Origin of the sequence: Streptomyces rubrogriseus (assembly GCF_027947575.1) — a bacterium.
Classification (GTDB): domain Bacteria; phylum Actinomycetota; class Actinomycetes; order Streptomycetales; family Streptomycetaceae; genus Streptomyces; species Streptomyces rubrogriseus.
On sequence record NZ_CP116256.1, the window covers coordinates 3,937,156 to 3,959,526 of the forward strand.

Here is a 22,371-nt window from a genome sequence, read left to right on the forward strand (position 1 = left end):
CGGACCCATGAACGAACTGACCGGAGCGACCGGAGTGACCGGAGCGACCAGAACGACTGGAGCGACTGAGACGACCGGAGCGACGACGACCGCTGTGGTCCTCGCCGGGTACGGCCCGGTCGGGCAGGCCTTCGTCGACCGGCTGGCCCGGGACGGAGATGCGCTCGCCCGCCGTCACGGCGTACGACCGAGGGTGGCCGCCGTACGAGCGAGCGCGGCCCAGTGCCGGCCGGACGCGGACGGGTCGGTGCCGCCGCGCTCGCGGTGGGATCCCGCGAGACCGCTGGACGAGACCTTCGACCGCACCGGCGCGCGGGTGTTCGTCCAGGCCGTCCCGTCCTCGCCCGGACTGCGGGAGCGCGCCGCCGAGGAGGCCCTGGCGGCACTGCGCCGGGGCATCCACGTGGTGACGGCCACCAAGAGCCATCTGCTCACGCACTGGCGGGAGCTCGACGCGGCCGCCCGGGCGGGCGGCAGCATGATCCGGATCTCCGGGGCCACCGGGGCGGCGCTCCCGGCGGGCGACCTGTCGCGCACGTCCCTGCGCGGCCTGGACTGCCGGACGATCCGCGCCTGCCCCAACGGCACCGCCACCTTCGTGCTCGACCGACTGGCCGAGGGCGACACGCTGGGCGACGCGATCCGCGCCGCGCGGCTGCGGGGCATCGCGGAGGCGGATCCCTCGGCGGACCTGTCGGGCGACGACGCCGCCACCAAGGTGCGGCTGCTGGCCGCGCTGGCCTGGGGCTGGGACCCGGCCGAGGTGCGGGTGCGGGCGGAGCCGGTGGACGGCACCACGGCGGGGCGGGCCCTGGCCGCTGCCGCCCGGTCCCGTCGGCTGCGGGCGGTCGCCGGCGCGTCGGTGGCCGAGCCCGGCGTGGTGCGCGTACGGCTTGAGGAGACGGAGCCCGGGGACCCGCTGCACGCGCTGACCGGGCCCGAGAAGGCCGTGGTGTTCGGTTGTCCGGACGCGGGCGACGTGACCGTGAGCGGCGGGCGGTCGAGCCCGGTGGGAGCGGCGCTGGCCCTGGTGAAGGACACCGTCGAGGTCACGGCCGCGCGCACCGGCTTCCACTGACGCGGGCGGGGGTACGGCGACTCGGCCAAGGGCGCCTACGCCACGGTGACGACGGTCTTGCCGCGTGCGTGGCCCTCCTCGACGTGCCGCAGCGCCCGCGCGGTGTCGGCCAATGCGAAGGTGCGGCCGACCACGGGCGTGAGCTGCCCGGCGTCGACGAGCGCGGTGACGGCCGACAGGTCCTCGTGGACCGGCCCGTCCGGGGTCGCCGGCAGGATCGGACGCAGCCTCTGCCGTGTGACGGCGTTGGCCGCCGCCAGTCTCAGCATGGCGCCGATGGCCCCGAACACCCGGCCGGGGGAGCCGCCGCCGTTGGCCACCAGGACACCCGCCGGGGTGAGCGCCCGGCGCAACCGGCCCAGCGGGTGGTTGCCCACGTTGTCCAGCACGACGTCGTAGCGCCCGCGTCCGTCGGTGAAGTCCTCCCGGGCGTAGTCCAGGACGTGGGCGGCGCCCAGGGAACGCACCAGGTCGGTGTTGGCGGCGCTGCACACCCCGGTGACCTCCGCGTCCAGGACCGCCGCGATCTGCACCGCGAAGGTGCCCACGCCGCCGCCCGCCCCGTTGACCAGGACCCGCTGTCCGGACCGTACGCGACCGACGGTCCGGATGCCGCGCAGGGCGGTCACCGCTGCCATCGGCAGTGCCGCGGCCTGCTCGAAGGTCAGGCCCTCGGGCACGGGCACCAGCATCGGTGCGGTGGTGCACGCGTACTCGGCGAAGGCTCCCGGGCAGAACCCCAGGACCCGGTCGCCGGGACCGAGCCCCCGCACGTCCGCGCCGACCCGCTCCACCACCCCCGCCGCGTCGATGCCGGCCACCCGGCACTTCGGCCGGGTCAGCCCCATGCCGCCCAGCAGCCGTGCCGCGTACGGGTCTCCGCGCAGCATGTGCCAGTCGTAGGGGTTCACGGCGGCGGCGTGCACGCGCACCAGCACCTGGCCGGCACCGGCGTGCGGCGGGTCCACGTCCCGCAGCCGCAGGCTGTCCGGGGGACCGAACCGCTCCTGGACCACTGCCTTCATCGCCCTGCCACCATCCCCTCGGGGGACCCCCGGCACCGATAGCGGGTCGCGCGGTGAGGGCACCGTAGTGGCAGGGTCCGCACCCGTCAACAGGCCGCCCGGCCCGGGGTCGCGGGTGCGTCGCGGCGCACGTCAGAGGAGTTCGTAGAGCAGGTGCGTGGCGTTCGGTGTGGCGTACGCGCTCCGCCGGACGAGCGCGTGCGGTGTTCCCCCGGTGAACAGCGGCGTTCCGGAGCCCAGCACGACGGGAGCCAGGTGCAGGGACAGCACCTCGACCAGCCCGGCTTCGAGCGCGGAGCCGATCAGGGCCCCGCCGCCCATCAGGACGACGTCGAGGTCCCGGCCGAGGTCCGCCGAAGCCGCCTCGGCACGCTCGCGCGCCGCGGTGACGGCGTCGGGCAGACCGGTCGTGACGAACGTCCAGTCGAGGCCGGTGAGCCGGACCGACTCCGGTGGCGAGGCCGTCACGACGACGAACGGCGGTCTGCCGACCTCCGCGGCGCCGTAGCCGACGGTGTCGTCCCAGCCGCCCGGTCCGTCCACCAGGTCGAAGAGCCGGCGGCCGAGGACGACGGCGCCCGACCGGGCGGTCGTCTCGCGCACGATCCGGCGCTCCTCGGGATCGTCGGAGAACGCCCAGGTGTGCAGGGCCTCGCCGCCGGTGCCCAGACCGTTGCCCGGGCCGGGATCGGGCCCGGTGACGCAGCCGTCGAGGGAGATCGAGATGTCCGCGATGATGCGAGTCATACAGGGGAGACCCGCTCCGCCGCCCGAATTCATCGGGCGGGTCGCCCCGATTCCCGGCCGGCGGGGGCGGCGGTCGCGCAGAGTACGTCCCATGACGACACCCGCGCAGTCGCTCCGCTCCCTCGCCCGAACCCGGGCCTCCCTCGACGGCGAGGAGGTCACGTACTGGTGGTCCGGAAGTGTGTTCGCATGGGCGCCCGACGAGCCCTACGAGCGCCTCTTCGGCTTCGAAGGCGTCAACGTCGCCCGCCTCGTCCACGACGCGGAGGACGGCCCCGACTCCTACCGGCTGCTCACCCGTGAGGCCGCGTTCTACCTGGACCCCGTCACCGGCGACATCCTGGAGACCTGGCGGGACCTGCCGGTGGTGCACGTCTGGAACGACCCGGCGAACCAGAAGTGGCGCCCCTTCCCGGTCCCGACGACCGACCTGGGCGACCAGGTCTGCTTCAGCCTGGAGATCCCGCTCGCCTACCCCTCGCCCCTGCCGACGGCCCAGTACCCCCGTCACTCGGCCGGTGACACGTACCGGGCCCTGGAACTCTTCCAGTTCTTCGCCCGCCGCGAGGACCTGGCCGGACCGGACCCCAGCGTCCCGGCGACCATGTCGTGGACCCGGATGTCCCCGTGGGTCCCGTGGATGGCCCGCGGCGGGCGGCCCGGCGGCCTCACCTACCACTGCCGGGGCCGCAAGCTCGGCTCGTACACGGAGGTGCCCGAGCGCACCCGTGCCCACATCGCCGACCACCACCCGCGGTTCGCACGGGCCCCGCGGAAGTGGAGCGAGCCGAACGAGACCAGCTGGACGTACTTCCGCGCGCACAACCCGCCCGCGTGAGGTCCAGGAGCACGGCGGTGCGTGCGGTGCGTCCCGGTGCCGCCCGCTTTATGGTTGCCCGATGCGATTTGTTCCCAGATGGGTCCTGCTCTCGTCGGGATGTGCACCCGTACTGCTGATCGCAGGCTGGACCGGCGCCGCGTACGCCGAAGGGGCTTCCTACGATCCCGTAACGCAGACCATCAGCGTTCTGGGGTCCTACGGAGCCGCCGGATTCTGGGTGATGACGGCTGCGTTCCTGGCCCTGGGCGTCTGCCACCTGCTGACCGCCTGGGGGCTGCGGACCGCCGCCACCGCCGGACGCGTGGCGCTGGGCGGTGGCGGACTCGCCGCGCTGGTCCTGGTGGCGCTCCCCGCGCCCAGCAGCGGGGGCTCCCTGCGGCACGGCGCGGTGGTGGTGGTCGGGTTCACGCTGTTGGCGGTCTGGCCGGTGCTGGCCGTCAACGGAGATCCGGCCGGTCCCTGGGCGCTGCGTCTCGCGCCCTCGATCGCCGTGACGACCCTGATGGCCGCCGGTGGAGTGTGGTTCCTGATCGAGATGCGGCGACAGGGCGACGCCGGCGTCGCCGAACGCGTCGTGACCTCCCTCCAGTCGCTGTGGCCCTTCGTGGTGGCCGCCTCCTGCCTCCGCCACGCCCGGCGACCGGGGACGGCCCCGGAAGGGTGAGGGCGCTCAACGCCGCGCCAGCGCCAGCACGCTCAGGCCGAACATCAGGACCCCCAGGGGCAGATGGACCGACGGAACGTGCGCGATGCCGAGCACGACCTGGACCGAGGCGAGGACGAGGAAGCCGCAGGCGTGCCAGACGGGCCGCAGCGGACCGCCGCCCGGCTTCCACGCCAGCACCGCCGCGAGCACGTACAGCATCGACGCCCCGTACATCACCCGGGCACCGACGCTGTGCAGCGTCTCCCCGTAGGACGCGGTCAGCAGCAGTCCGGCGGAGACCGCCTGGAGGAAGATGGTGAGTGTCTGCAGGGCTATCGCGATCCGCAGGAACGAGAGTCGGTGCTGCGCCGTCGCCTGGGTTGCCATGCCGCGGTCCCCATTTCCGCCCCGGGGGGCAGTAGATCGGTAAGGTCTCACCAGCCCGACGACGCGGGCCGGTGAAAGGTAAGGCGAGGGGGCGGTCGGGGATGGGGACGGCTGGGACGAGTACCGACGCGACGGTCGGCGAGCGGCGTCAACTGATCAATGTCGCCTACCGGTTGCTCGGTTCGCTGGTCGAGGCCGAGGACGCCGTGCAGGAGGCCTACGCACGCTGGTACGCGCTGCCCCGGAGCCGGCAGGAGGAGATCGTCTCCCCGGGGGCCTGGCTGACGACCGTGACCGGCCGGGTCTGCCTGGACGCGCTCGGCTCGGCGCGAGCCCGGCGGGAACGCTACGTCGGCGCGTGGCTGCCGGATCCGCTCCCCGCCCACACCGAGCGGGGCCCCGGCCACGGCGCCGATCCCGCCGACCAGATGGTCCTGGACGAGTCGGTGACCATGGCCTTCCTCGTCGTCCTGGAGTCGATGACGCCGGCCGAGCGGGTCGCCTTCGTCCTCCACGACGTCTTCCGCTACCCCTTCGCCGACATCGCGGGCATCCTCCGCCGTACCCCAGCGGCCTGCAAGCAGCTCGCGGCCTCGGCCCGCCGCCGGGTGCGCGGCGCGCGGGCTCCGCAGACACCGGCCGCAGTGCGGGCCGACGTGGTGCGGCAGGTCAAGGAGGCGTGGCAGACCAAGGACATCGCCGCTCTCGTCGACCTCCTCGACCCGGCCGCGGTCATGACCGCCGACGGCGGCGGCATGGTCGGCACCGCCCTGCGCCCGATCGAGGGCGGCGCCCGCATCGCCCAGTACATGGCCGCCATCGCCGACAAGGCCCCGGGACTCGAACTCCTGGAGCGCTCGGTCAACGGGGTACCGGGCCTGGTGGCCCGGCGCGACGGCGCCGTCATGACCGTCGCGGCCCTCGACGTCGCCGACGGCCGCGTCACCCGCATCTGGGTGGTCCGCAACCCCGAGAAGCTGGGGCCGTGGGTAGGCTGAACGGGATCGCGGCCGGTGTGTCGCAGCAGATCTGACAGATGTGGAGATCCGCATGACCACGGCGCACGACCTGACGATCGTCTCTCTCGAAGTCCCCTCCGACTATCCGGTCGAGCGCGGCGACCTGTCGCTGGCCCTGGCCGGAGCGGAACTGATCGACCTGATGGAGGCGGGGACGGTCGCGCTGGACGGCGACCTGCTGCGGCCGGTGTCGCGGGCCGCGTCCGGTGACCGGCTCCTCGACGCGGCGGCGTCGCTGCTCGCCGGGGACCAGGCCGAGTCCGTGACGGACTGGCTGTGGCGCCGGGGCGACGGCCTGGCGGCGCAGTACCTCGCGGCCGCGGGAGCGGACGAGGGCGGCCGAAGGCGCCCGCGACGGAACGCACGCGGCGGTACCGGCCGTCCGGCCCCGGCCGATCCGGCGGCCCATCGGCGCGCCACCGACCGCTGGTCCGGTGCGGACCCCGTGCTCGCGGGGCTCGCGGCCGCGGTGGGCGTCCGGCACGAGTCGGCCGACCAGGTGGCGGATCCCGAGGACGACGGGGTCGCGACGGTGCTCGCCGCGGTGAACGACGCCGTGGTGGAACTGGCCGCGATCCGCCAGCGCCGCAGCATCGAGGAAGCGGCGTTCGACAACATCTGGCGCGGGATGTGACGACTCCGGCGGCTGGAGATCCGGAGGTCAAATGCGCCAGGAACGGAGCACGTCGGCGATGTCGTAGATGCTCAGCCGGGTCTCGCGGACCTTTCTGATCAGGTCGGACAGCGCCCCGTAGGGCGGGTCGATTCCCTCCCCGGACTGGTCCATGTACTGACCGGTGACGAAGGCCGCGAAGAGGCTGTTGCGGTGGGGGAGCGGTTCGAGCCGCACCACCGTGTGCAGGAGCGCGGCCGCGCGCCAGGCGCTGTCGGGGTTGGACGCGGCCAGGGTGGGCATCCGCGTCTTGTGGCGGGCCACCGCCGCGACCAGGGCCGAGTAGTCCGTGACCGACACGTCCTCGTTGTCCAGGGCGGCGTCCTGGACGTCCAGGAGCCAGGGGACATCGATGTACAGGGGCTCGCTCATCAGGCGGCGGTGACTCCCTCGCCGCGCTGGGACGGGGGGATCTCGTCCGGGAAGGCCTCGTCGAACTCGGCGCGCAGCCGGTCCGCCCACGACACGGCCCCGGCGACGAACCGCTTGCGCTGCATCTCGCGGACACCGAGGTCGTGCATGTACTGCTTCAGGCTCTTGCCCTCGGCTGCGGCGGCAGCGCGGACGCCTTCCATCTCTTCCTCGGTGAAGGTCACGTTCAGTGATGGCGTACCGGCATGGTACCTACTCGGTACCTGACGCGCGACTCGCCGGACGGGAGAGGGTGCCCCGGCATGTCGCGGCCCGCCCCGCCACGGGGGTCGGCGAGGATCTTGTCGCTCCTGGTTCCAGGAGCACGGCCCGGCGGCAGGAGGCAGTGGTGACGATCGAGCGGGTCGGACTCGTGGTCCACGGCGGTCGCGAGGGCGCCGCCGAAGCGGCCCGGGAGGTCCGGGAGTGGTGCGACGAGAACGCCGTCGCCTGCACGGACATCGACGTGTGGAGCGATGCCGGGCGGCACAGTGCCCGACAGGAGGTGGACGCGGCCGGCGACCCGGACCTCGTCGTGACCCTGGGCGGTGACGGCACCTTCCTGCGCGGCGCGCGGCTGGCGGCGGAGAACGACGCCCTCATCCTGGGCGTGGACCTGGGACGAGTGGGGTTCCTGACCGAGGTGCCCGCCGTGGCGGTGCGCTCCGCCCTCGACGCCGTCCGGGACGGCGGGCTGGAGCCGGAGAGCCGCATGCTGCTCACTCTGCGTGCCTCCCGGCTCCTGGAGATCCCCTCGGAGATGGAAGCGCTCCTGCGGTACGGGCGCGGACCCCTGCTGCCGCCCCCGAGGGTGCGGACCGACTGCGAGAGCGGCGACGAATGGGGCATCGCCCTGAACGTCACGGCCCTCAACGACGTCGTGCTCGAGAAGCTGTCGAGGGACCGGCAGATCTCCGTCGGCGTCTACATCGCGGGCCGGCTGCTCGCCTCGTACTCCGCCGACGCGCTGCTCGTCGCGACCCCGACGGGATCCACCGCCTACAGCTTCGCCGCGGGCGGCCCGGTCGTGTCGCCCCGCGCCGAAGCGCTCGTCTTCACCGCGGTGGCCCCGCACATGACGTTCGACCGCTCCGTGGTCACCGCACCGGACGAGCCCGTCGGGCTGCGGATCCTCGAACGGTCGGGCCGGGCCGCCGTGAGCATCGACGGACAGCTGCGGGGCGTGCTCGATCCCGGTGACTGGCTCGGCGTCTACGCCGCCCCGCGCCGGCTGCGGGCGGTGCGGCTGGGGCCCATGGACTTCTACGGCCGCCTGCGCGAGCGCATGCGGCTCACCGACGCCCCGGCCGCGGTCGCCGACGGTACGCCCGCCCCGCTGTGGCCGGTGAGCACGCCGCCACCGGGAGACCTCGCCCATCTGGCGCTGCCGGTGCCGGGCGCCGAAGGGGCCACCGGTGATCTTCTCCGCGAACAGTCGTAAACATCTGCCAACGACGTACAACCCCCGAAGGGGTGCAAAGGTCTCAACTGGTGGCTTCGGCAACACCAAGGGGAGGCCAGTCGTTTCACGGATCGAGGTGCCATGAAGCGTTCCATGCAAGCCGTAGGGGCGACGCTGACCGCCGTCGCGGCCATCGGGGCGGGGCTGTTGGTGTCGGCCCCCGCCGCCGGTGCGGCGACCGCGGGCGCGACCGCGTCGTACAACGGGGTCTGCGGCTCCGGCTACAAGGTGGTGAACTCCATGCCGATCGGCTCCACCGGCACGGTGTATCTCACCTACAACTCGGCCACGGGTAAGAACTGCACCGTGACCATCCGCAACAAGACGGGCACACCGACGTACATGGTGGCCTACGTGCGCAACATCGAGAGCGGCGCGGACCAGTACGACGAGGGTGACTACCGGTCGTACGCCGGGCCGGTGTACGTGTCCGCGCGCGGCGCCTGCGTCGAGTGGGGCGGCGTCATCGGCAATCTGCAGGCCTGGAACTACGGCTCCAACTGCGGCGCGCTGGCCGCCAAGGCCCCGCAGAAGGACTGGTTCGCCGGCGAACGCTGACGCGGGTGCCGGACCGGCCGGGGGCTCCACCGTACGGCGGAGCCCCCGTTCGAACTTCTCCGCTCCCGCAGGAGCACGTCGTGAGCGACTCAGGCCGGCTTGCGCCACACGGAGATGTGCTTCGCCGAGTCCTCGGTGAACGGAGCCCCGTCCCAGTCCGCGACGCGTCGCTCCAGCTCGAGTCCGGCGATCCGGGCCATCAGGTCGAGCTCCGCCGGCCAGGCGTACCGGTGCCGGGAGTTGTCCCGGCGGTAGGAGCCGTCGCCGGGGTCCCGCGTGAAGTGGTTGGAGACGAGGATCTGCTCGACCAGGTCGAAGGTGTCGAAGCCGAGGTGCCGCTCGGAGACGTCGAACGGCACCGCGACCTGCCCGGGCGGCAGGAACCGCAGCGGTGGCACGCCCAGCTCGATGACGAATCGGCCGCCGGGGCTCAGATGGCGGGCCGCGTTGCGGAAGCACTCGACCTGTTCGTCCTGCGTGAGCAGGTTGGTGATGGTGTTGTACACGAGATAGACCAGGGTGAACTCGCCGGGCACCACGGTCGTGGCCATGTCCCCGAGGGTCACCGGCAGCGTCTCCTCGGGGGTCTTGCGCCGCAGGACCGCCGCCATGTGCTCGGAAAGCTCGATGCCCGCCACCGGCACGCCGCGTTCCCGCAGCGGGACGCCCACGCGCCCGGTCCCGATGGCGAACTCCAGTGCCCGGCCCTCCCCGGCGAGCCCGGCGAGGAAGTCGACGGTCGGTCCCAGAACGGCGGCGGAGCCCATCCCGCTCTCCGCCTCCTCGGCGTCGTAGCGGTCGGCGGTCTCACGGGTCCACAGCTGGCTGCTCGTCACGGGCGGCCATGTTGCCCGGCGGGAGGCGAACTGTCGAAGCATTTACGGCTCCTCGCGCAGCCGCAGCAGATACGTCGCGGTGAGCGCGACGGCGCGGTCCTCGTCCCGGGACAGTTCCGCCAGGGCACCGGACGCCCGCGGGCCCGGGATGCCCGCAAGCGCCTGCGTCAGCCGGCCGCGCGCGGCCGCGTCGCTGGTGGCGTCGGCGAGACGGCCGACGAGCCCGGCGGCGATCCGGTCCGCCGTCGCGGTGTCGCTCGCCAGCACGCTCAGCGCGTCGGCCGCGTCGGTGTCGTTCCGTCCCGCCACGACCATGCCGATGAGCGTCGGCACCGCCTCGCCCACCCCGCGCGACCCGAGCGCCAGTGCCGCGTACCCGCGGACCACGGCGTCGGGTCCGTCGAGGGCGTGCCGCAGCCGCGCGGTGGCCTCCGCGCCGGACAGTTCGGCGAGCGCCCGCACGGCACGCGCCCGCACCTCCGCCACCGGTGAGTCCAGCCCCCGGGCCAGCAGTGCCGCGGCATCGTCGCCCGATCGTGCCAGCGCCCAGCGAAGGGCTCCGGCGACATTGGTGTCCGTCTCGCTCAGCACCGCGTCGACCAGGGCCTCCACCGGTACCGAGGCGTCCTGGACCGAGGAGAGGGCCGCGCGCTGGCGTGCGTCCGCGCTCTTCGAGCCCAGCGCCTGGAGGAGCGCGACGGCCTGGAGGACGTCCTCCCAGCCGGCCGGCCCCGCCGCGTCGATCCGGCGCAGCCGGGTGAGCAACTCCGTCTCCGCCGCGATCCGTTCGCGCGTGCGGTGGATGAGGTCGTCCACGAGTGCCGCGGGAGCGAACCCGGGTTCGTCGAGCGCGCGGCCGATCTCGCGCAGCGACAGCCCCAGCGACCGCAGGCTCTCGATGTGGAAGATCCGCCGGATGTCCGCACGGGAGTACTCCCGGTATCCCGAGCCCGTACGTCCCGAGGGCCGCACCAGGCCGAGCGACTCGTAGTGCCTGAGCATGCGGGCACTGACCCCGGACCGTCGCGCCACCTCACCGATCAACACGCTCTATCGTCCCTCGTGACCGGACCCGCCGAGGGCCACGACGCGCTTCGCCTCCTCGATCGCCGCCTCGAACCCGGAGTCCGGGTCGCGCAGCAGCCGCCGCGTCGCCAGGGCGTGCGCACGCACGTGCGGGGCGGGGGCGGTCGTCGCGGCCTCCAGAACCGCCCCGGCCGGCTCGCCCAGCGCCACCAGCGCCCGGCTGAGACTCAGCTGCGTCTCCCGGTCGCCGCGCCCCAACTGAGGGGCCAGCGCCCGGGCCAGGGCCTGCTCCTCGCCCTCGGGGACGAGGACGACCGCGGCCCGCCAGGCGCTGCGCGCCACCTCGTCGTCGGCGTCGGACAGCACCGCCCCGTTGACCGCCGGCCACGCCCGCCGGTCCCCGATCTTGGACAGCGTGTGCAGCGCCTGGCTGCGCGCCTGCGGGAGCCTCGAGCCCACCTCACGGACCAGCGGGGGAAGCGTCGCGGCCACCGGATGACGGGTGAGCGCCCAGGTCAGCATGTCGCGGACGAAGAACTCCGGCTCGACCGCGGACCGTTCGACGAGCCGTTCCACGAAGCGCGGGTCCGGTGCCGTACCTACGGCGAGGGCCGCCCGCAGTCGCACGGACGCACGTGGGTCGGCCAGGCTCTCGAACGCTCGCAGGGCATCCGTGTCCTGTCTCGTCATGGTCATCGGGACCACCTCCTGGGCAGCCAGTGAAGACCTTGTCACGGTGTCAAGGTCAAACAAGTGGTGGTCGGGGTGCCCCCGCGCGGGAGAGGATGGGTGCCATGACGGGAGAGAGTTCCTCCATCGACAGCACCAGGCCGACCATCGCCCGGGTCTACGACTACCTGCTCGGCGGCAAGGACAACTACGCGGCGGACCGCGAGATCGGCGACGTGTTCAAGCGCGACCTGCCGGGTTCGGTGGCGATCGCCTTCGCCAATCGCGCGGCGCTGACGCGGGCGGTGGGGGAGATCGTGACGAGGACCGGGGTGCGCCAGTTCATCGACCTCGGCAGCGGCCTGCCCACCGCCGACAACGTGCACCAGGTCGCGCAACGGCGGGCACCCGAGGCCCGGGTGGTGTACGTCGACACCGATCCGCAGGTCCTCGTCCACGGGCGGGCGCTGCTGGAGGAGAACGACCGGACCCGGTTCGTACCCGTCGATGTGCGCGACCCCGAGGGCATCCGCAGCCACCCGGACACCCGGGAGCTGATCGACTTCGACCGTCCCGTCGCCGTCATGTTCAGCGCCATCCTCCACCACGTCAACGACGACGAGGACCCGGCCGCGATCGTCCGCTACTGGCGCGACCAAGTGCCGTCCGGGAGCCTCTTCTTCGTCAGCCACTTCCGCTCCGGGAACAACCCGGAGACGGCTGAGGCCGAGAAGGTCCTCCAGGGGACGTTCGGCCGGGGCCGGTGGCGGACGGACGCGGAGATCGAGGCCCTGCTGGACGGGCTGGAGATCCTGGAGCCGGGGATAGTGCCGGCGTCCCTGTGGCGTCCCGAGGCGACCGCCGGAACGCACAACGGCGGCGGTGAACGGGAGTTGACCGTCTGGGAGCGTCTCATCGCCGCCGGGATGGCCCGCAAGCCGTAGCACCGGCCGCCCGGTTTTCACGGTCACGTGCTCAGAGGCGGAGCGCGTCGGCCAGTTCGGCCAGTGTCTCGAAGCGTCCGTCGAAGTCGTCGGAGCCCGTCGGCGGATCTCCGCCGGGGCGGTGCACGTACGCGGTCCGCATGCCTGCCGCCCGGGCGCCACGGAGGTCCCAGCCGTGGGCGGCCACCATGAGCACGCGGTCCGGCGGGCACCCCGCGGTGTCGACGGCCAGCCGGTAGACCTCCGGCGCCGGCTTGTAGGCGCGGACGGTCTCGCCCGACAGGGCCCCGTGCCAGCGCAGCCCGGCGTACGCGGCGATCCGCGGCAGAGCGGTGTGACCGGCGTTGGAGAGACCCAGCACCACGAGGCGCCGCGTCAGCCGGTCGAGTCCGGCGGCGGAGTCGCTCCAGGGCGGCAGGCGCCGACCCGCCCCGGCCAGCCGGTCGACGGCCGCCGGATCCCCGACGCCCGCACGGTCGGCCACCAGCCGAGCGGCCTCCGCGTCGATGATCCCGCTGTCGGCGTACGCGCGCTGCCCCCGCACGATGCGCAGCTGCTCCCGTTCCACGTGCCCCTGCCACCGGGCGAGCAACTCGTCGACGGACGCGTCGTCGGCCGCGGGCACCGACTCCCGGATCCCCGCCCGAAGCCCGCCGGGCTCGTCCACCAGTGTGCCGAGGACGTCGAAGACGACGACCTCGATGCCGCGGATCCCACCAGCCATGCCCGCCCTCACTCCTTCTCCCGGGCTCCGCACCCGCTCGCCGCCGAGTCACCACCTCAACAGGTGACGACGGGATCACCTTGCCCACCTAGCCGTCACCGGTCAAGATGGTGACGTGGACTTCGCCTTCGTGAGTGGCAACCCGGCCCTCGATCTGGCCGGCACCGTGCTGTCCCGCCGGGACGAGCCGGTCGATCTGCTGGCAGTGCCCGCGGACCTCGAGCGGTGGGTGGCCGCCTGCGAGGGGCTGCCCGACCGCGTCACCGCCACCCCCTCGGCCTTCGCCGCGGCACTGACCCTGCGGGAAGCCGTCTACCGTCTCGCGCTCGACCGCGTCCTCGACCGCCGTTTCCACCTCCCGAGCCTCGAGGTCGTCAACGACGCCGCCGCCGGGCCGCTGCCCACCGTCCGGCTCGGTGACGCGGGGGTGCGGATGTCCGGGGACCTGCCCGCCGTACTGACCCAGGTGGCCAGGGGCGGTATCGCCGTGCTCGCCGACCCCGGCGCCCGCCTCAAGGAGTGCGGCCGCGCCGACTGCACCCGCGTCTATACCGACCGTTCGCGCGGCGCCCGGCGCGCCTGGTGCGGGATGGAGGAGTGCGGCAACCGCGTCAAGGCCGCGGCCTACAGAGCCCGCAGACGCGCGTCGGCCGCACCGTCCGGCCGGACGGAACGGTGAGAACGCGCGCATGCGGACCGCGTCCGAACGATTCGCGGCACCCTTTGCGCAATGGCGCGAATCGGCTGTTATCCGGCCCGCTGGAGCGACTACGGTGGCCTGGACCGGAGGCTGACCGGCGCGACCGCCGCCGAGCCGGGCGAAGCGGGGGAGTGGACGAGGACGTGGGACAGTACCGCAGGCCGCCCGGGGCGGTGGGCGGGTGACCGGCCGGCCGGGGCCCGCGGTGCTGCCGTCGTGGCTGCGGGTGTGGTTCGTGCTGATCGCCTGCCTCGCAGCGCCGGTGGTCCTCGTCCTCGGTGTCGTGTACAGCGACGAGAGCGAGCCGCGCGAGTGGGACATCCGGATCTTCGCGGCGGTGGACGGGGTGGGGCCGCCGTGGCGGCACGTCGCCGTGGTCACGGACTTCCTGGGGGAGCCCGCGGGGGCGGTGCTGTTGGTCGCGGCCGTCGTGACCGGCTGCCTGCTGCTTCGGCACCCGCGCGCGGCGGTGTTCGTGGTGACCGGGGCAGGCCTGACCGTGGGTACGACGACGCTGCTCAAACCCGTGGTGGGGCGCACCATCCACGGCGACAACCTCTCCTACCCGAGCGGGCACACCGCCTTCCTCACCGCGATCGCCCTCATGGTGTCGCTGCTCGCGGCCGGACGCCTGGGCCTCGGCAGGGCGGCCGGCACGGCCTTCGTGTTCGCGGCGGGGCTGGTGGCGGGCGCGACCATGGGCTGGGCGCAGGTCGCCCTGGGCTCCCACTACGCGACCGACACCCTCGGCGGCTGGTGCACCGCGCTGACGGTGCTCCCGGTCACCGCGTGGCTGGTCGACCGGACGGCCGACCGGCTGACCGACCGGTGGGCCGGCCTCCCGGCCCACCCGCCGGACGAGTGGACGGCCGGCCCGCCCTCCGACCGGCGGGCCGAGCGGAGGGCCGACGCCGGCCGGCAGCAGGGCCGCTGACGTCACGTCGGCCCGCGTCGCCCCTCCACGGTTCGCCCGGCGTCACACCAAGCGGCGGAACACCGGCTTCACCGGCCGTCCGGCCATCCAGGGCGTGGGATCGGCGGCGTCCAGCGCCTTCCGGTACACCGCACACGCCTCGGCCACCACGTCCACGGTGTGGTCGAGGTCGGCGTCGCCGAGCGCGCTGCTCACCACGAAGGACGGGGCCAGCACCCCGCCCGCCAGGAGTTGACGCAGGAACAGGGTGCGGTACCGCTGCGACGGCCGCCCCTCCTCGTCGAGGGTGGCGAAGACCAGGTTGCTGGCCCGGCCCCGGACGACGACGTGGTCGCCGACGCCCATGCTCGCCGCGGCCTCCCGGACACCGGCGGCCAGCCGGTCGCCGAGGGCGTGCAGCCGTGCGGTGACGCCCTCCTCGACGTAGGTGCTCTGCACCGCCATCGCGGCCGCCAGCGCGTGCGTCTCCGCCCCGTGGGTGGTGGACAGCAAGAAGACCCGGTCGCCGGAGTGCCGCAGTCCGCCTAGCTCCATCAGCTCCCGGCGCCCGGCCAGCGCGGCGACGGCGAACCCGTTGCCCAGCGCCTTGCCGAACGTGGAGAGGTCGGGGACGACGCCGTACAGGCCCTGTGCGCCCGCCTCCGACCACCGGAACCCGGTGATCATCTCGTCGAAGACCAGGACGCACCCGTGCCGGTCGGCCAGCTCGCGCAGACCGGCGAGGTAGCCGGGCGGCGGCTCGGTGTGGGTGGCGGGCTCCAGGATCAGGCAGGCCACCTCGCCCTCGTGCCGGGCGAGCAGTTCCTCCGTGGCGGCCAGGTCGCCGTAGGGGAACGCCACGGTCAGCTCGTTCGTCGCCGCCGGAATCCCGGCGGACATCGGCGTGGTGCCGATGAACCAGTCGTCGACCGAGAAGAACGGATGGTCGGCGCAGACCGCCACCCGGGGCCGTCCGGTGGCGGCGCGGGCCAGGCGCACCGCTGCCGTGGTGGCGTCGGAGCCGTTCTTCGCGAACTTCACCATCTCCGCCGTCGGCACCGTGGCCAGGAAGCGTTCCGCGGCCTCGACCTCCACGATGGACGGCCGGACGAAGTTGCTGCCCCGGTCGAGCTCCCGTCGTACGGCCTCCGTCACGCGCGGGTGGGCGTGGCCGAGGCTGACCGACCGCAGGCCGGAGCCGTACTCGACGTAGCGGTTGCCGTCGACGTCCCACACGTGCGCGCCCCGGCCGTGACTGATCACCGGGGCCAGGTTCTCCGGGTACTGGTCGTCGCCCTTGGCGTAGGTGTGCGCGCCGCCGGGGACCATGGCGTGCAGCCGCTCGTTGGCCTGCCGCGACCGGGGCAGGCCGAGTTCTTCGGCGTTCACTTCGGGCTCATCCCTCCCTGTGCTTGAGGAAGTCGGCGAGGCCCGGCGCCTCCCGGTCCCGGGCGGACACCGAGGTGACCGGCAGCGGCCAGTCGATGGCGAGGTCCGGGTCGTCGAAGGCGATCGTCACGTCCTCGGCCGGGTCGTGCGGGCGGTCGATCCGGTACGAGACGTCGGAGGTCTCCGTCAGCGACTGGAAGCCGTGCGCGCACCCCGCCGGGATGTACAGCGTCGCCTGCGTCTCGCCGGACAGCTCGAAGAACGCCCGGCCCAGATAGGTCGGCGAGTCCGGCCGCAGGTCCACGACGACGTCGAAGATCCTCCCGTTCGAGCACCGCACCAGCTTGGCCTCACCGGCGCCGGAGCGCAGGTGCAGGCCGCGCAGCACGCCCCGGACCGAGCGCGACACGCTGTCCTGGACGAAGGTGGCCGGGTCGAGACCCACCGAGCGGACGACGTCGGCGTCGAAGGTGCGGCAGAAGAATCCGCGTTCGTCCGCGTGCGGCGTGGGGCGGAACAGGTACGCGCCGGAGATCTCCGGCACTTCGGTCGCCTTCATGGTGCCTCCCGCAGGGCCTGGGCGTGGTCGGACGCCGGGAACAGCGCCGTGGTCAGCGCGGCGAACTGGTCCTCGACGCGCCGGGCGACGACCAGGTTCCGCTCGGAGAGGGTGCGCCGCACCCGGCCCGACCGCCGTTCCAGCTCACGGAACTGTTCGAGCAGCCGGTCGGCGTCGGCCTCGCGGGCCGGATGGCAGTAGGCACCCATCCCCATCTCGGCCATCAGCGCGTCGCTCTTGCCCGAGTAGCTGAGAGCCAGGGTCGGTGTGCCGACCTTCAGGGCGCAGACCAGGTTGTGGTACCGGGTCGCCACCACGGTGTCGGCACTGGCCGTCTCCTTCATCAGGTCGGCCAGCGAGGCCGCCTCGGCGACGGTGACCAGCGGCGAGCCCACCGCGTCGACGATCGCGGCGGCCACCGGCCGGTCGAGTTCGTCGCCGGTGAGCAGCCGGACCGGCCTGCCCTCCTCGACCAGCGCACGGACGAACCGCGTCGTCCCGTCGAGGTAGCGCCGGTGGATCTCCTCGGCCACGTCCCGCTCGTCGTTGCTGCCGTGGAAGTCCATCACGCCGACGCAGACCGGGCCCCGCGTCTCCACGGGCTCGCTCGCGGTCGGCCCCGGCAGGGCGAAGACCAGGTCCGCGTAGACCTCGTCCCGTGCCGTGTCGACGCCCATCACCCGCATCGCCTCGCGCGACTGGGTGTCCCGGTACGACCGGTAGGCGGCCAGCCGTGTCGACCAGCGCGTCAGGACCCGGGTCGACCGGTTGCCGATCGGGCCGGCGCCGACGCTGACCAGCGCGATGCGGGCACCGGTCAACCGGCCCGTCAGGCAGAGCAGGAACAGCGAGTACGGGAAGCCCCAGGGCCTGAGCGGCAGCGTGGTCTCCAGGACCCCCGTGCCCGGCACGATCACCGCGTCGTGCCGGCGCACCCAGGCGGCGGTGCGGAAGACGTCGACGAGCTTGCCCAGGGCCTTGGCGGCGATCGCGCTCGCACGTGAGGCCGTCCGGTACTCCCCGCGGTACCAGTTGAGCCGCGTCGCGGGAACCCCGTACCTCGTCGCGACGGTTTCGGGTCCGCCGCACATCGCGTCCACGACCGCGTCGGGATGTGCGGCCCTCAGATGGTCGAGCACGGCTTCCAGCGACCCGTCGTTGCCGCTGTTGCCGGCACCGAACAGGCCGAACACGCCGATGCGTAAAGGCTTTTCGCGCATGGAGGTCATGCCTGCCTTCCCTCGCGGCCGGCGACCAGGTCGTCGACGGAGACGGTGAGCCGGTCAGGGTCGACGGGAGCGCGGTCCTCGACCCGCTCGCCGGCGCCCGGCCGGACCCGGCTGGTCAGCCACGCCGCCAGATGGCGGTGGCAGGCACGCCGGTCGGCCGAGGACAGCGGCGCCCGCCCGATCGCCGAGGCGAAGCCCCAGACGTACTCCGCGAGCAGCCGGGGGGTCGGGTGCAGCGGGCCCGCGCGGCGCGGGTCCAGGTTGACGCACCGGGAGCGCTTGGAGGGGTTCGCCCGCTCGGCGCGGGTGGGGTGGTCGCGGCGGAAGTACAGCAGCTCCGGCACCTGGTGGAAGGGGCCGTGCAGGGTGATCTCGGCGACGAAGGTGCGGTCCGCGTGGTGGTAGCTGTCGTGCGGCTTCACCCGGCGCAGCATCGCGGACCGCATCACCCCGTAGAAGTCGTCGCCCCCGGGCTCGAAGAGCAGGCTGCGGAAGCGCTCCGGAGCGCGCGGGGAATCGGTGGCGAGCCCGTACTCGTAGGGGACCTTCACCTTGCCGTCGCCGTCGATGACGGCCTGGCCCGCGTGCGCGAGGACCACCTCCGGCCGCTCGTCCAGCGCCGCCACGCAGCTGCGCAGCAGGTCCCGGGCGTAGAGGTCGTCGTGCGAGGCCCACTTGAACAGCTCGCCGCGGCACTCGGTGAACACGTAGTTGTGGTTCGGCGCGGCGCCGATGTTGCGGGGCAGCCGGATGTACCGGATGCGCGAGTCCTGCGCGGCGTACCGGCGGCAGATGTCCTGGGTGCCGTCGGTCGACGCGTTGTCGGAGATCACCAGTTCGAAGTCCTCGTAGGTCTGCCCCAGGAGGGCGTCCAGCGACTCGGCCAGATACTCCTCGCCGTTGTAGACGGGAAGGCCGATGCTCAGCCGGGGGTGGGGGGTCATGTGGTCCTCACTTCGGGAATGGGATGGTGGTCGCGCTCGCGCAGGGCGGCCCGCAACTGCAGCCACCACACGACCGAACCGCAGACGGACGCGGCGGCGGCGCCCCAGGCCGAACCGACCGTGCCGCCCGCGACCGCACCGCCGAGCCCGCCCGCGACGTAGCAGGCGGAGGCGAACAACTGGCAGCGCAGACTGCGCCGGGCCGCCGCCAGAGCGCGCAGCCCGGCCGCCGCGCCGGTGCCGAGCCCCGCGCCCGCGACGCTGAGGGTGACCGGCACGATGAGCTCCGAGGCGCCGCTCCAGACGTCGCCGAGGACGAGCTCGCCGAGCCGGTCCGGCACCAGCAGCAGCGCCCCGCCCCACAGCAGCGCGGCGACGGTCTGCCCGGCGCCCAGCAGGAAGCAGAACTTCCCGAGCCGCCGCGGGGCCTGTCTGAGGACCCGTGCCGCCTCCGCGACGGTGACCAGCGACAGCCCCATCAGCACGGCGAGGAACGGGCCGAGCAGCAGTTCGGCGCCCCGGATCACACCCACGGCGCCGACCCCGACGATCGCGCCGAGGCCGTACGCCCGTATCTGGCTCGCGCCGCTGACGCCGACGTTCTCGACCAGGTACCGGTAGCCGAGGTCGCGCTGGTCGCGATGCCACTCGCGGGCCCCGGCCGGCCTCGGCCGGATGCCGGACTGGAACCAGCCGTACACCCCGGCCACCGCGGCGGATCCGCCCCAGGCGAGGAGGAAGGCGGGCACGCTGCCCACGCGGGCCGCCACCACCATGGCCGGGACGAGCGCGACGGCCCACACGACGTCGTTGACGAACGCCTTGCGGCCGACGCCGGCGGCGAAGAACGAGTACCGCCAGGCGTCCTGGAGCAGCAGCCCCGGCAGTACGACGCCGAGCGCGGCGAACGCGACTCCCACCTGTCCGCCGATGGCCAGCCCGGCGACCAGGGACACCGTGCCGATCCCGGCGCCGACCAGCAGCGCGGCACCCGACGCCCGGGCCACCGCGCCGCGCCAGGACGACTCCGGCACGCCGCTGAAGCGCACCACCAGCGGGTCGGTGGCCAGCCCGCGGGAGACGTTGAGGACCACGCCGTAGGTCACCCAGGCCAGGCTGAACACGCCGAACGCGGTCAGCCCCAGCGAGCGTGCCACGTAGATGCCCACCACGAAGTTGGACAGGCTGGAGGCCGCCTGGTCGGCCAGCCCCCAGGACAGCCTGCCGACGACGCCCCGCCGGGCGGGTTCCGCCGGTGTCGTCGTCTTCTCCCCTTCGACGGTCATCGGCGTCACGCCTTGACGAGTCCGGCGCCGTGCAGGGCGTCGGCCGCTTCGACGACGGTCTCGAACGGCAGCCCGGACCGCTCGGCGACGTCGAGCAGGCTGTGCTCTCCGTCGGAGAGACTGAGCACCCAGAGCATGGCCATCTGGGCCTGCTTGGCGTCGCTGCGGCCGCCGACCGAGTCGTACAGCCCACGCCTTCCCAACTGCGGCTCCCCGTAAGGACTGAGGTTGACGTACCGCCGGTTGCGGTCGAGGACGGAGAACGCCTCGCGGCAGACCGCGAGCGTGTCCGCCATCGCCGCCGGGGAGACGAAGTCCAGGTTGTCCGCGGACGTGTGGTACTCCGGATAGCCCGCGTAGGGAGTCCGGGTGAGCGAGCCCACGCCGAGGTCGAAGCCGGGCGAGCAGTACTGCCGCTCGTCGTAGCCGTAGGGCGTGAACTCCACGACCCGGTGCGGCCGTTCGGAGTCGGCCAGCACATGCCGCAGCACCCGGTCGATCTCCGCGTCGCCACGCCGGCTCTGTTTGTACGTCACCTGCCCGGGGTCGCCCGCGCAGGCCAGCACCAGGCCGTGCTTGACCCGTTCCACCCGCTCCCGGTTGCGGGCCAGCCAGGTGATCGCCCCGATGGTGCCGGGCGCGAAGACGAACCGGTAGGTGTAGTACGGGTTCCGCTCCGCCAGCTCCCGGGCCAGGAACGTCGCCACCGCGATGCCGGCCAGGTTGTCGTTGGCCAGCGACGGGTGGCACGTGTGGCAGGAGACGAGCACCTCGTCGGACACCTGCCCGGGGACCACGTGCTCGGCGTAGGTGAGATGGCCGTCCGCCAGGGTGGAGTCGATGCGGACCTCGTAGTCGCCCTCCGGCAGCGCGTCGAGCGTCTCCTGGGCCAGGCAGAAGCCCCACTGGGGCCGGTAGTAACTCGTGCGGTACGGCACCCAGGCCGGGTGGTCCGGCAGGGTGTGCAGGTGCGGACGAAGCTCGGCCAGCGGCATCGTCGCCGACACCGGCACGCTGTAGCCGAGCACATGGAGGCTGGACGCGGCGAAGTCGACGACCCGGCGGCCGGTGGCGTCGGCGACGTACGCGTCCCGGATGTTCCACTCCTGCGGCACCGTCCAGTCCAGCACCTGTGTCCCGGTCGGCACCTCGTGCATGTGCAGGGGGATGTACTCGTCGACGATGTCCAGGGTCGCGCGCACACCGTCGCCCGTGATGCTCCGGCACAGCGGGTACAACCGCTCCACCAGCGCGTACATCTCCCCTCCGGCCTGGGTCATCGGCGCCACCGCAGGGTGTCGTCGACGGAGCCGGTCCCGGCGGCCGCGCGCAGCACGGCCAGGCGGGTGAAGCGTTGCTCGAAGTCCTCCCGGGTCAGCCCGTGCTTCCGGTAGGCCTCGGCGAGTTCGAGCGCGCCCTGCTTCACCGTCCACTCGCAGTCGAAGCCCGGGATCGCCGCACGGAAGCGGGAGAAGTCCACCCGGTACGAGCGCGGATCGGCACCCGTCTCCCCGGTGATGACCACCTTCGAGCCGGACACCGCCGCGGCCACCTCCTCGGCGATCTCGGCGACCGTGACGTTGTTGACCTCGCTGCCGATGTTGAACGCCCGGTCGTGCACCGCCTCCCGCGGCGCCACCAGCGCGGCGGCGAAGGCCCGGGCGATGTCGGCGGCGTGCACCAGCGGGCGCCACGGGGTGCCGTCCGAGAGCACCAGCACCTCGCCGGACAGCAGGGCGTGGCCCACCAGGTTGTTCAGCACGATGTCCGCGCGCAGCCGGGGCGAGAAGCCGAAGGCGGTGGCGTTGCGCATGTACACCGGGCTGAAGTCGCCGTCGGACAGGCCGTGCAGATCGTCCTCCACCCGCACCTTGGACTCCGCGTACGGCGTCACCGGGCGCAGCGGGGCGTCCTCGGTCACCAGGTCGCCCCCGCCCGCGGCGCCGTATACCGAGCAGGTGGACGCGTACAGGAAGCGCTGCACCCCGGCGTCGCGGGCCAGCCGGGCCAGCCGCACCGACGCGTGGTGGTTGATGTCGTAGGTCAGCTCCGGTGCCAGCGAGCCCAGCGGGTCGTTGGAGAGCGCGGCCAGGTGGATCACCGCGTCCACCCCCGCCACGTGCTCGGCCGTGAGGTCGCGCAGGTCGACCCGCTGACCCGGCGGGTCGTCGGGCGCCGGGCCCAGGACGCAGTCGGCGAACAGTCCGGAGTCGAGGCCGACGACCTCGTGTCCGGCGGCCGTGAGGACCGGGGCCATCACGGTGCCCAGGTAGCCCTGGTGTCCGGTGAGCAGTACGCGCAAGGT

Annotated in this window: 26 protein-coding genes; 10 read left to right on the top strand and 16 right to left on the bottom strand. The window is 73.4% G+C overall.

Annotation, left to right across the window (positions count from 1 at the left end; genetic code table 11):
- Window positions 1–7: 7 nt before the first annotated feature.
- Complete coding sequence (locus Sru02f_RS18015) at window positions 8–1,078, top strand: homoserine dehydrogenase (RefSeq protein WP_109031036.1); 1,071 nt, start codon at window positions 8–10, stop codon at window positions 1,076–1,078.
- 35 nt (window positions 1,079–1,113) lie between these two features.
- On the opposite strand, the gene Sru02f_RS18020 is transcribed toward Sru02f_RS18015, so the two are convergent.
- Together Sru02f_RS18020 and Sru02f_RS18025 are read right to left on the bottom strand one after the other, a co-directional pair.
- Complete coding sequence (locus Sru02f_RS18020) at window positions 1,114–2,103, bottom strand: NAD(P)-dependent alcohol dehydrogenase (RefSeq protein WP_109031037.1); 990 nt, start codon at window positions 2,101–2,103, stop codon at window positions 1,114–1,116.
- 132 nt (window positions 2,104–2,235) lie between these two features.
- Window positions 2,236–2,850: a dihydrofolate reductase family protein gene (locus Sru02f_RS18025; RefSeq protein WP_167469402.1), complete on the bottom strand. Its 615-nt coding sequence runs from the start codon at window positions 2,848–2,850 to the stop codon at window positions 2,236–2,238.
- Between the two features lie 91 nt (window positions 2,851–2,941).
- On the opposite strand from Sru02f_RS18025, the gene Sru02f_RS18030 reads away from it, so the two are divergent.
- Window positions 2,942–3,688 (top strand): DUF1838 domain-containing protein, encoded by a 747-nt coding sequence (locus tag Sru02f_RS18030; protein WP_109031039.1) that lies wholly within the window; start codon window positions 2,942–2,944, stop codon window positions 3,686–3,688.
- 61 nt (window positions 3,689–3,749) lie between these two features.
- Entirely contained in the window at window positions 3,750–4,355 is a 606-nt protein-coding gene (locus Sru02f_RS18035) for a DUF998 domain-containing protein (protein WP_109031040.1), read from the top strand.
- Window positions 4,356–4,361: 6 nt separating this feature from the next.
- Here Sru02f_RS18035 and Sru02f_RS18040 read toward each other — a convergent pair whose 3' ends face one another.
- Window positions 4,362–4,724 (bottom strand): hypothetical protein, encoded by a 363-nt coding sequence (locus Sru02f_RS18040; protein ID WP_109031041.1) that lies wholly within the window; start codon window positions 4,722–4,724, stop codon window positions 4,362–4,364.
- Window positions 4,725–4,825: 101 nt separating this feature from the next.
- Between Sru02f_RS18040 and sigJ the strand changes: the two genes are divergently transcribed.
- Both sigJ and Sru02f_RS18050 read left to right on the top strand, forming a co-directional pair.
- Entirely contained in the window at window positions 4,826–5,722 is an 897-nt protein-coding gene (gene sigJ / locus Sru02f_RS18045) for an RNA polymerase sigma factor SigJ (RefSeq protein ID WP_109031042.1), read from the top strand.
- 52 nt (window positions 5,723–5,774) lie between these two features.
- Window positions 5,775–6,377, top strand: coding sequence for a GPP34 family phosphoprotein (locus Sru02f_RS18050; protein WP_109031043.1), 603 nt, complete (start codon window positions 5,775–5,777; stop codon window positions 6,375–6,377).
- Between the two features lie 27 nt (window positions 6,378–6,404).
- Here Sru02f_RS18050 and Sru02f_RS18055 read toward each other — a convergent pair whose 3' ends face one another.
- Both Sru02f_RS18055 and Sru02f_RS18060 read right to left on the bottom strand, forming a co-directional pair.
- Window positions 6,405–6,788: a hypothetical protein gene (locus Sru02f_RS18055; RefSeq protein WP_003978453.1), complete on the bottom strand. Its 384-nt coding sequence runs from the start codon at window positions 6,786–6,788 to the stop codon at window positions 6,405–6,407.
- Window positions 6,788–6,991, bottom strand: a complete 204-nt coding sequence (locus tag Sru02f_RS18060; protein WP_167469480.1) for a hypothetical protein — start codon at window positions 6,989–6,991, stop codon at window positions 6,788–6,790. The genes Sru02f_RS18055 and Sru02f_RS18060 overlap by 1 nt, the downstream gene beginning before the upstream one ends.
- 185 nt (window positions 6,992–7,176) lie before the next feature.
- Here Sru02f_RS18060 and Sru02f_RS18065 point away from each other — a divergent pair, with 185 nt between their 5' ends.
- Window positions 7,177–8,268 carry an NAD(+)/NADH kinase gene (locus tag Sru02f_RS18065; RefSeq protein ID WP_167469403.1) on the top strand — a complete coding sequence of 364 codons (1,092 nt, stop codon included), beginning with the start codon at window positions 7,177–7,179 and terminating at the stop codon, window positions 8,266–8,268.
- Between the two features lie 114 nt (window positions 8,269–8,382).
- On the top strand, window positions 8,383–8,847 hold the full coding sequence (locus Sru02f_RS18070) for a spore-associated protein A (RefSeq protein WP_109031464.1): 465 nt from the start codon (window positions 8,383–8,385) through the stop codon (window positions 8,845–8,847).
- A gap of 89 nt (window positions 8,848–8,936) precedes the next feature.
- Here Sru02f_RS18070 and Sru02f_RS18075 read toward each other — a convergent pair whose 3' ends face one another.
- Genes Sru02f_RS18075 through Sru02f_RS18085 form a run of 3 tightly spaced genes read right to left on the bottom strand, consistent with a single transcriptional unit; the run spans window position 8,937 to window position 11,405 of the window.
- Window positions 8,937–9,683 (bottom strand): class I SAM-dependent DNA methyltransferase, encoded by a 747-nt coding sequence (locus Sru02f_RS18075; protein WP_164277786.1) that lies wholly within the window; start codon window positions 9,681–9,683, stop codon window positions 8,937–8,939.
- Between the two features lie 42 nt (window positions 9,684–9,725).
- Complete coding sequence (locus tag Sru02f_RS18080; RefSeq protein WP_109031046.1) at window positions 9,726–10,730, bottom strand: MerR family transcriptional regulator; 1,005 nt, start codon at window positions 10,728–10,730, stop codon at window positions 9,726–9,728.
- 3 nt (window positions 10,731–10,733) lie between these two features.
- Window positions 10,734–11,405: a HEAT repeat domain-containing protein gene (locus Sru02f_RS18085; protein ID WP_174855039.1), complete on the bottom strand. Its 672-nt coding sequence runs from the start codon at window positions 11,403–11,405 to the stop codon at window positions 10,734–10,736.
- A gap of 98 nt (window positions 11,406–11,503) precedes the next feature.
- On the opposite strand from Sru02f_RS18085, the gene Sru02f_RS18090 reads away from it, so the two are divergent.
- A complete protein-coding gene (locus Sru02f_RS18090) occupies window positions 11,504–12,322 on the top strand; it encodes an SAM-dependent methyltransferase (protein WP_109031048.1) in 819 nt (272 codons plus the stop codon).
- Window positions 12,323–12,353: 31 nt separating this feature from the next.
- On the opposite strand, the gene Sru02f_RS18095 is transcribed toward Sru02f_RS18090, so the two are convergent.
- Window positions 12,354–13,046 (bottom strand): haloacid dehalogenase type II, encoded by a 693-nt coding sequence (locus Sru02f_RS18095; RefSeq protein WP_109031049.1) that lies wholly within the window; start codon window positions 13,044–13,046, stop codon window positions 12,354–12,356.
- Window positions 13,047–13,161: 115 nt separating this feature from the next.
- Between Sru02f_RS18095 and Sru02f_RS18100 the strand changes: the two genes are divergently transcribed.
- Together Sru02f_RS18100 and Sru02f_RS18105 are read left to right on the top strand one after the other, a co-directional pair.
- A complete protein-coding gene (locus tag Sru02f_RS18100) occupies window positions 13,162–13,725 on the top strand; it encodes a CGNR zinc finger domain-containing protein (RefSeq protein WP_109031050.1) in 564 nt (187 codons plus the stop codon).
- A gap of 202 nt (window positions 13,726–13,927) precedes the next feature.
- On the top strand, window positions 13,928–14,680 hold the full coding sequence (locus tag Sru02f_RS18105; protein WP_109031051.1) for a phosphatase PAP2 family protein: 753 nt from the start codon (window positions 13,928–13,930) through the stop codon (window positions 14,678–14,680).
- Between the two features lie 42 nt (window positions 14,681–14,722).
- Here the strand turns inward: Sru02f_RS18105 and Sru02f_RS18110 are convergent, their stop codons facing one another.
- From Sru02f_RS18110 to Sru02f_RS18140, 7 genes are read right to left on the bottom strand one after another with little or no spacing between them, the layout of a single operon-like run.
- Window positions 14,723–16,048, bottom strand: coding sequence for a glutamate-1-semialdehyde 2,1-aminomutase (locus Sru02f_RS18110; protein WP_109031052.1), 1,326 nt, complete (start codon window positions 16,046–16,048; stop codon window positions 14,723–14,725).
- A gap of 7 nt (window positions 16,049–16,055) precedes the next feature.
- The gene (locus Sru02f_RS18115; protein ID WP_109031053.1) at window positions 16,056–16,607 is read right to left on the bottom strand and encodes a dTDP-4-dehydrorhamnose 3,5-epimerase family protein; all 552 of its coding nucleotides are present in this window, start codon (window positions 16,605–16,607) and stop codon (window positions 16,056–16,058) included.
- Window positions 16,604–17,836, bottom strand: a complete 1,233-nt coding sequence (locus Sru02f_RS18120) for a polysaccharide pyruvyl transferase family protein (RefSeq protein ID WP_167469406.1) — start codon at window positions 17,834–17,836, stop codon at window positions 16,604–16,606. Before Sru02f_RS18120 ends, Sru02f_RS18115 begins: the two co-directional genes overlap by 4 nt.
- Window positions 17,833–18,780, bottom strand: a complete 948-nt coding sequence (locus Sru02f_RS18125; protein ID WP_109031054.1) for a glycosyltransferase family 2 protein — start codon at window positions 18,778–18,780, stop codon at window positions 17,833–17,835. Before Sru02f_RS18125 ends, Sru02f_RS18120 begins: the two co-directional genes overlap by 4 nt.
- Window positions 18,777–20,066: an MATE family efflux transporter gene (locus Sru02f_RS18130; protein WP_109031466.1), complete on the bottom strand. Its 1,290-nt coding sequence runs from the start codon at window positions 20,064–20,066 to the stop codon at window positions 18,777–18,779. The genes Sru02f_RS18125 and Sru02f_RS18130 overlap by 4 nt, the downstream gene beginning before the upstream one ends.
- Window positions 20,067–20,071: 5 nt before the next feature.
- The gene (locus Sru02f_RS18135; protein ID WP_167469407.1) at window positions 20,072–21,355 is read right to left on the bottom strand and encodes a DUF4910 domain-containing protein; all 1,284 of its coding nucleotides are present in this window, start codon (window positions 21,353–21,355) and stop codon (window positions 20,072–20,074) included.
- A complete protein-coding gene (locus tag Sru02f_RS18140) occupies window positions 21,343–22,368 on the bottom strand; it encodes an NAD-dependent epimerase/dehydratase family protein (RefSeq protein WP_109031055.1) in 1,026 nt (341 codons plus the stop codon). The genes Sru02f_RS18135 and Sru02f_RS18140 overlap by 13 nt, the downstream gene beginning before the upstream one ends.
- Between the last annotated feature and the right edge of the window lie 3 nt (window positions 22,369–22,371).

Bases quoted from the DNA above. Each gene is read 5' to 3' on its own strand.
- Sru02f_RS18085 (WP_174855039.1), bottom strand. From the start codon at position 11,405: ATGACCATGACGAGACAGGACACGGATGCCCTGCGAGCGTTCGAGAGC.
- Sru02f_RS18060 (WP_167469480.1), bottom strand. From the start codon at position 6,991: ATGGAAGGCGTCCGCGCTGCCGCCGCAGCCGAGGGCAAGAGCCTGAAG.
- Sru02f_RS18090 (WP_109031048.1), top strand. From the start codon at position 11,504: ATGACGGGAGAGAGTTCCTCCATCGACAGCACCAGGCCGACCATCGCC.
- Sru02f_RS18120 (WP_167469406.1), bottom strand. From the start codon at position 17,836: ATGACCTCCATGCGCGAAAAGCCTTTACGCATCGGCGTGTTCGGCCTG.
- Sru02f_RS18025 (WP_167469402.1), bottom strand. From the start codon at position 2,850: ATGACTCGCATCATCGCGGACATCTCGATCTCCCTCGACGGCTGCGTC.
- sigJ (WP_109031042.1), top strand. From the start codon at position 4,826: ATGGGGACGGCTGGGACGAGTACCGACGCGACGGTCGGCGAGCGGCGT.
- Sru02f_RS18130 (WP_109031466.1), bottom strand. From the start codon at position 20,066: ATGACCGTCGAAGGGGAGAAGACGACGACACCGGCGGAACCCGCCCGG.
- Sru02f_RS18040 (WP_109031041.1), bottom strand. From the start codon at position 4,724: ATGGCAACCCAGGCGACGGCGCAGCACCGACTCTCGTTCCTGCGGATC.
- Sru02f_RS18035 (WP_109031040.1), top strand. From the start codon at position 3,750: ATGCGATTTGTTCCCAGATGGGTCCTGCTCTCGTCGGGATGTGCACCC.
- Sru02f_RS18015 (WP_109031036.1), top strand. From the start codon at position 8: ATGAACGAACTGACCGGAGCGACCGGAGTGACCGGAGCGACCAGAACG.
- Sru02f_RS18115 (WP_109031053.1), bottom strand. From the start codon at position 16,607: ATGAAGGCGACCGAAGTGCCGGAGATCTCCGGCGCGTACCTGTTCCGC.
- Sru02f_RS18020 (WP_109031037.1), bottom strand. From the start codon at position 2,103: ATGAAGGCAGTGGTCCAGGAGCGGTTCGGTCCCCCGGACAGCCTGCGG.
- Sru02f_RS18070 (WP_109031464.1), top strand. From the start codon at position 8,383: ATGCAAGCCGTAGGGGCGACGCTGACCGCCGTCGCGGCCATCGGGGCG.
- Sru02f_RS18030 (WP_109031039.1), top strand. From the start codon at position 2,942: ATGACGACACCCGCGCAGTCGCTCCGCTCCCTCGCCCGAACCCGGGCC.
- Sru02f_RS18055 (WP_003978453.1), bottom strand. From the start codon at position 6,788: ATGAGCGAGCCCCTGTACATCGATGTCCCCTGGCTCCTGGACGTCCAG.
- Sru02f_RS18050 (WP_109031043.1), top strand. From the start codon at position 5,775: ATGACCACGGCGCACGACCTGACGATCGTCTCTCTCGAAGTCCCCTCC.
- Sru02f_RS18125 (WP_109031054.1), bottom strand. From the start codon at position 18,780: ATGACCCCCCACCCCCGGCTGAGCATCGGCCTTCCCGTCTACAACGGC.
- Sru02f_RS18095 (WP_109031049.1), bottom strand. From the start codon at position 13,046: ATGGCTGGTGGGATCCGCGGCATCGAGGTCGTCGTCTTCGACGTCCTC.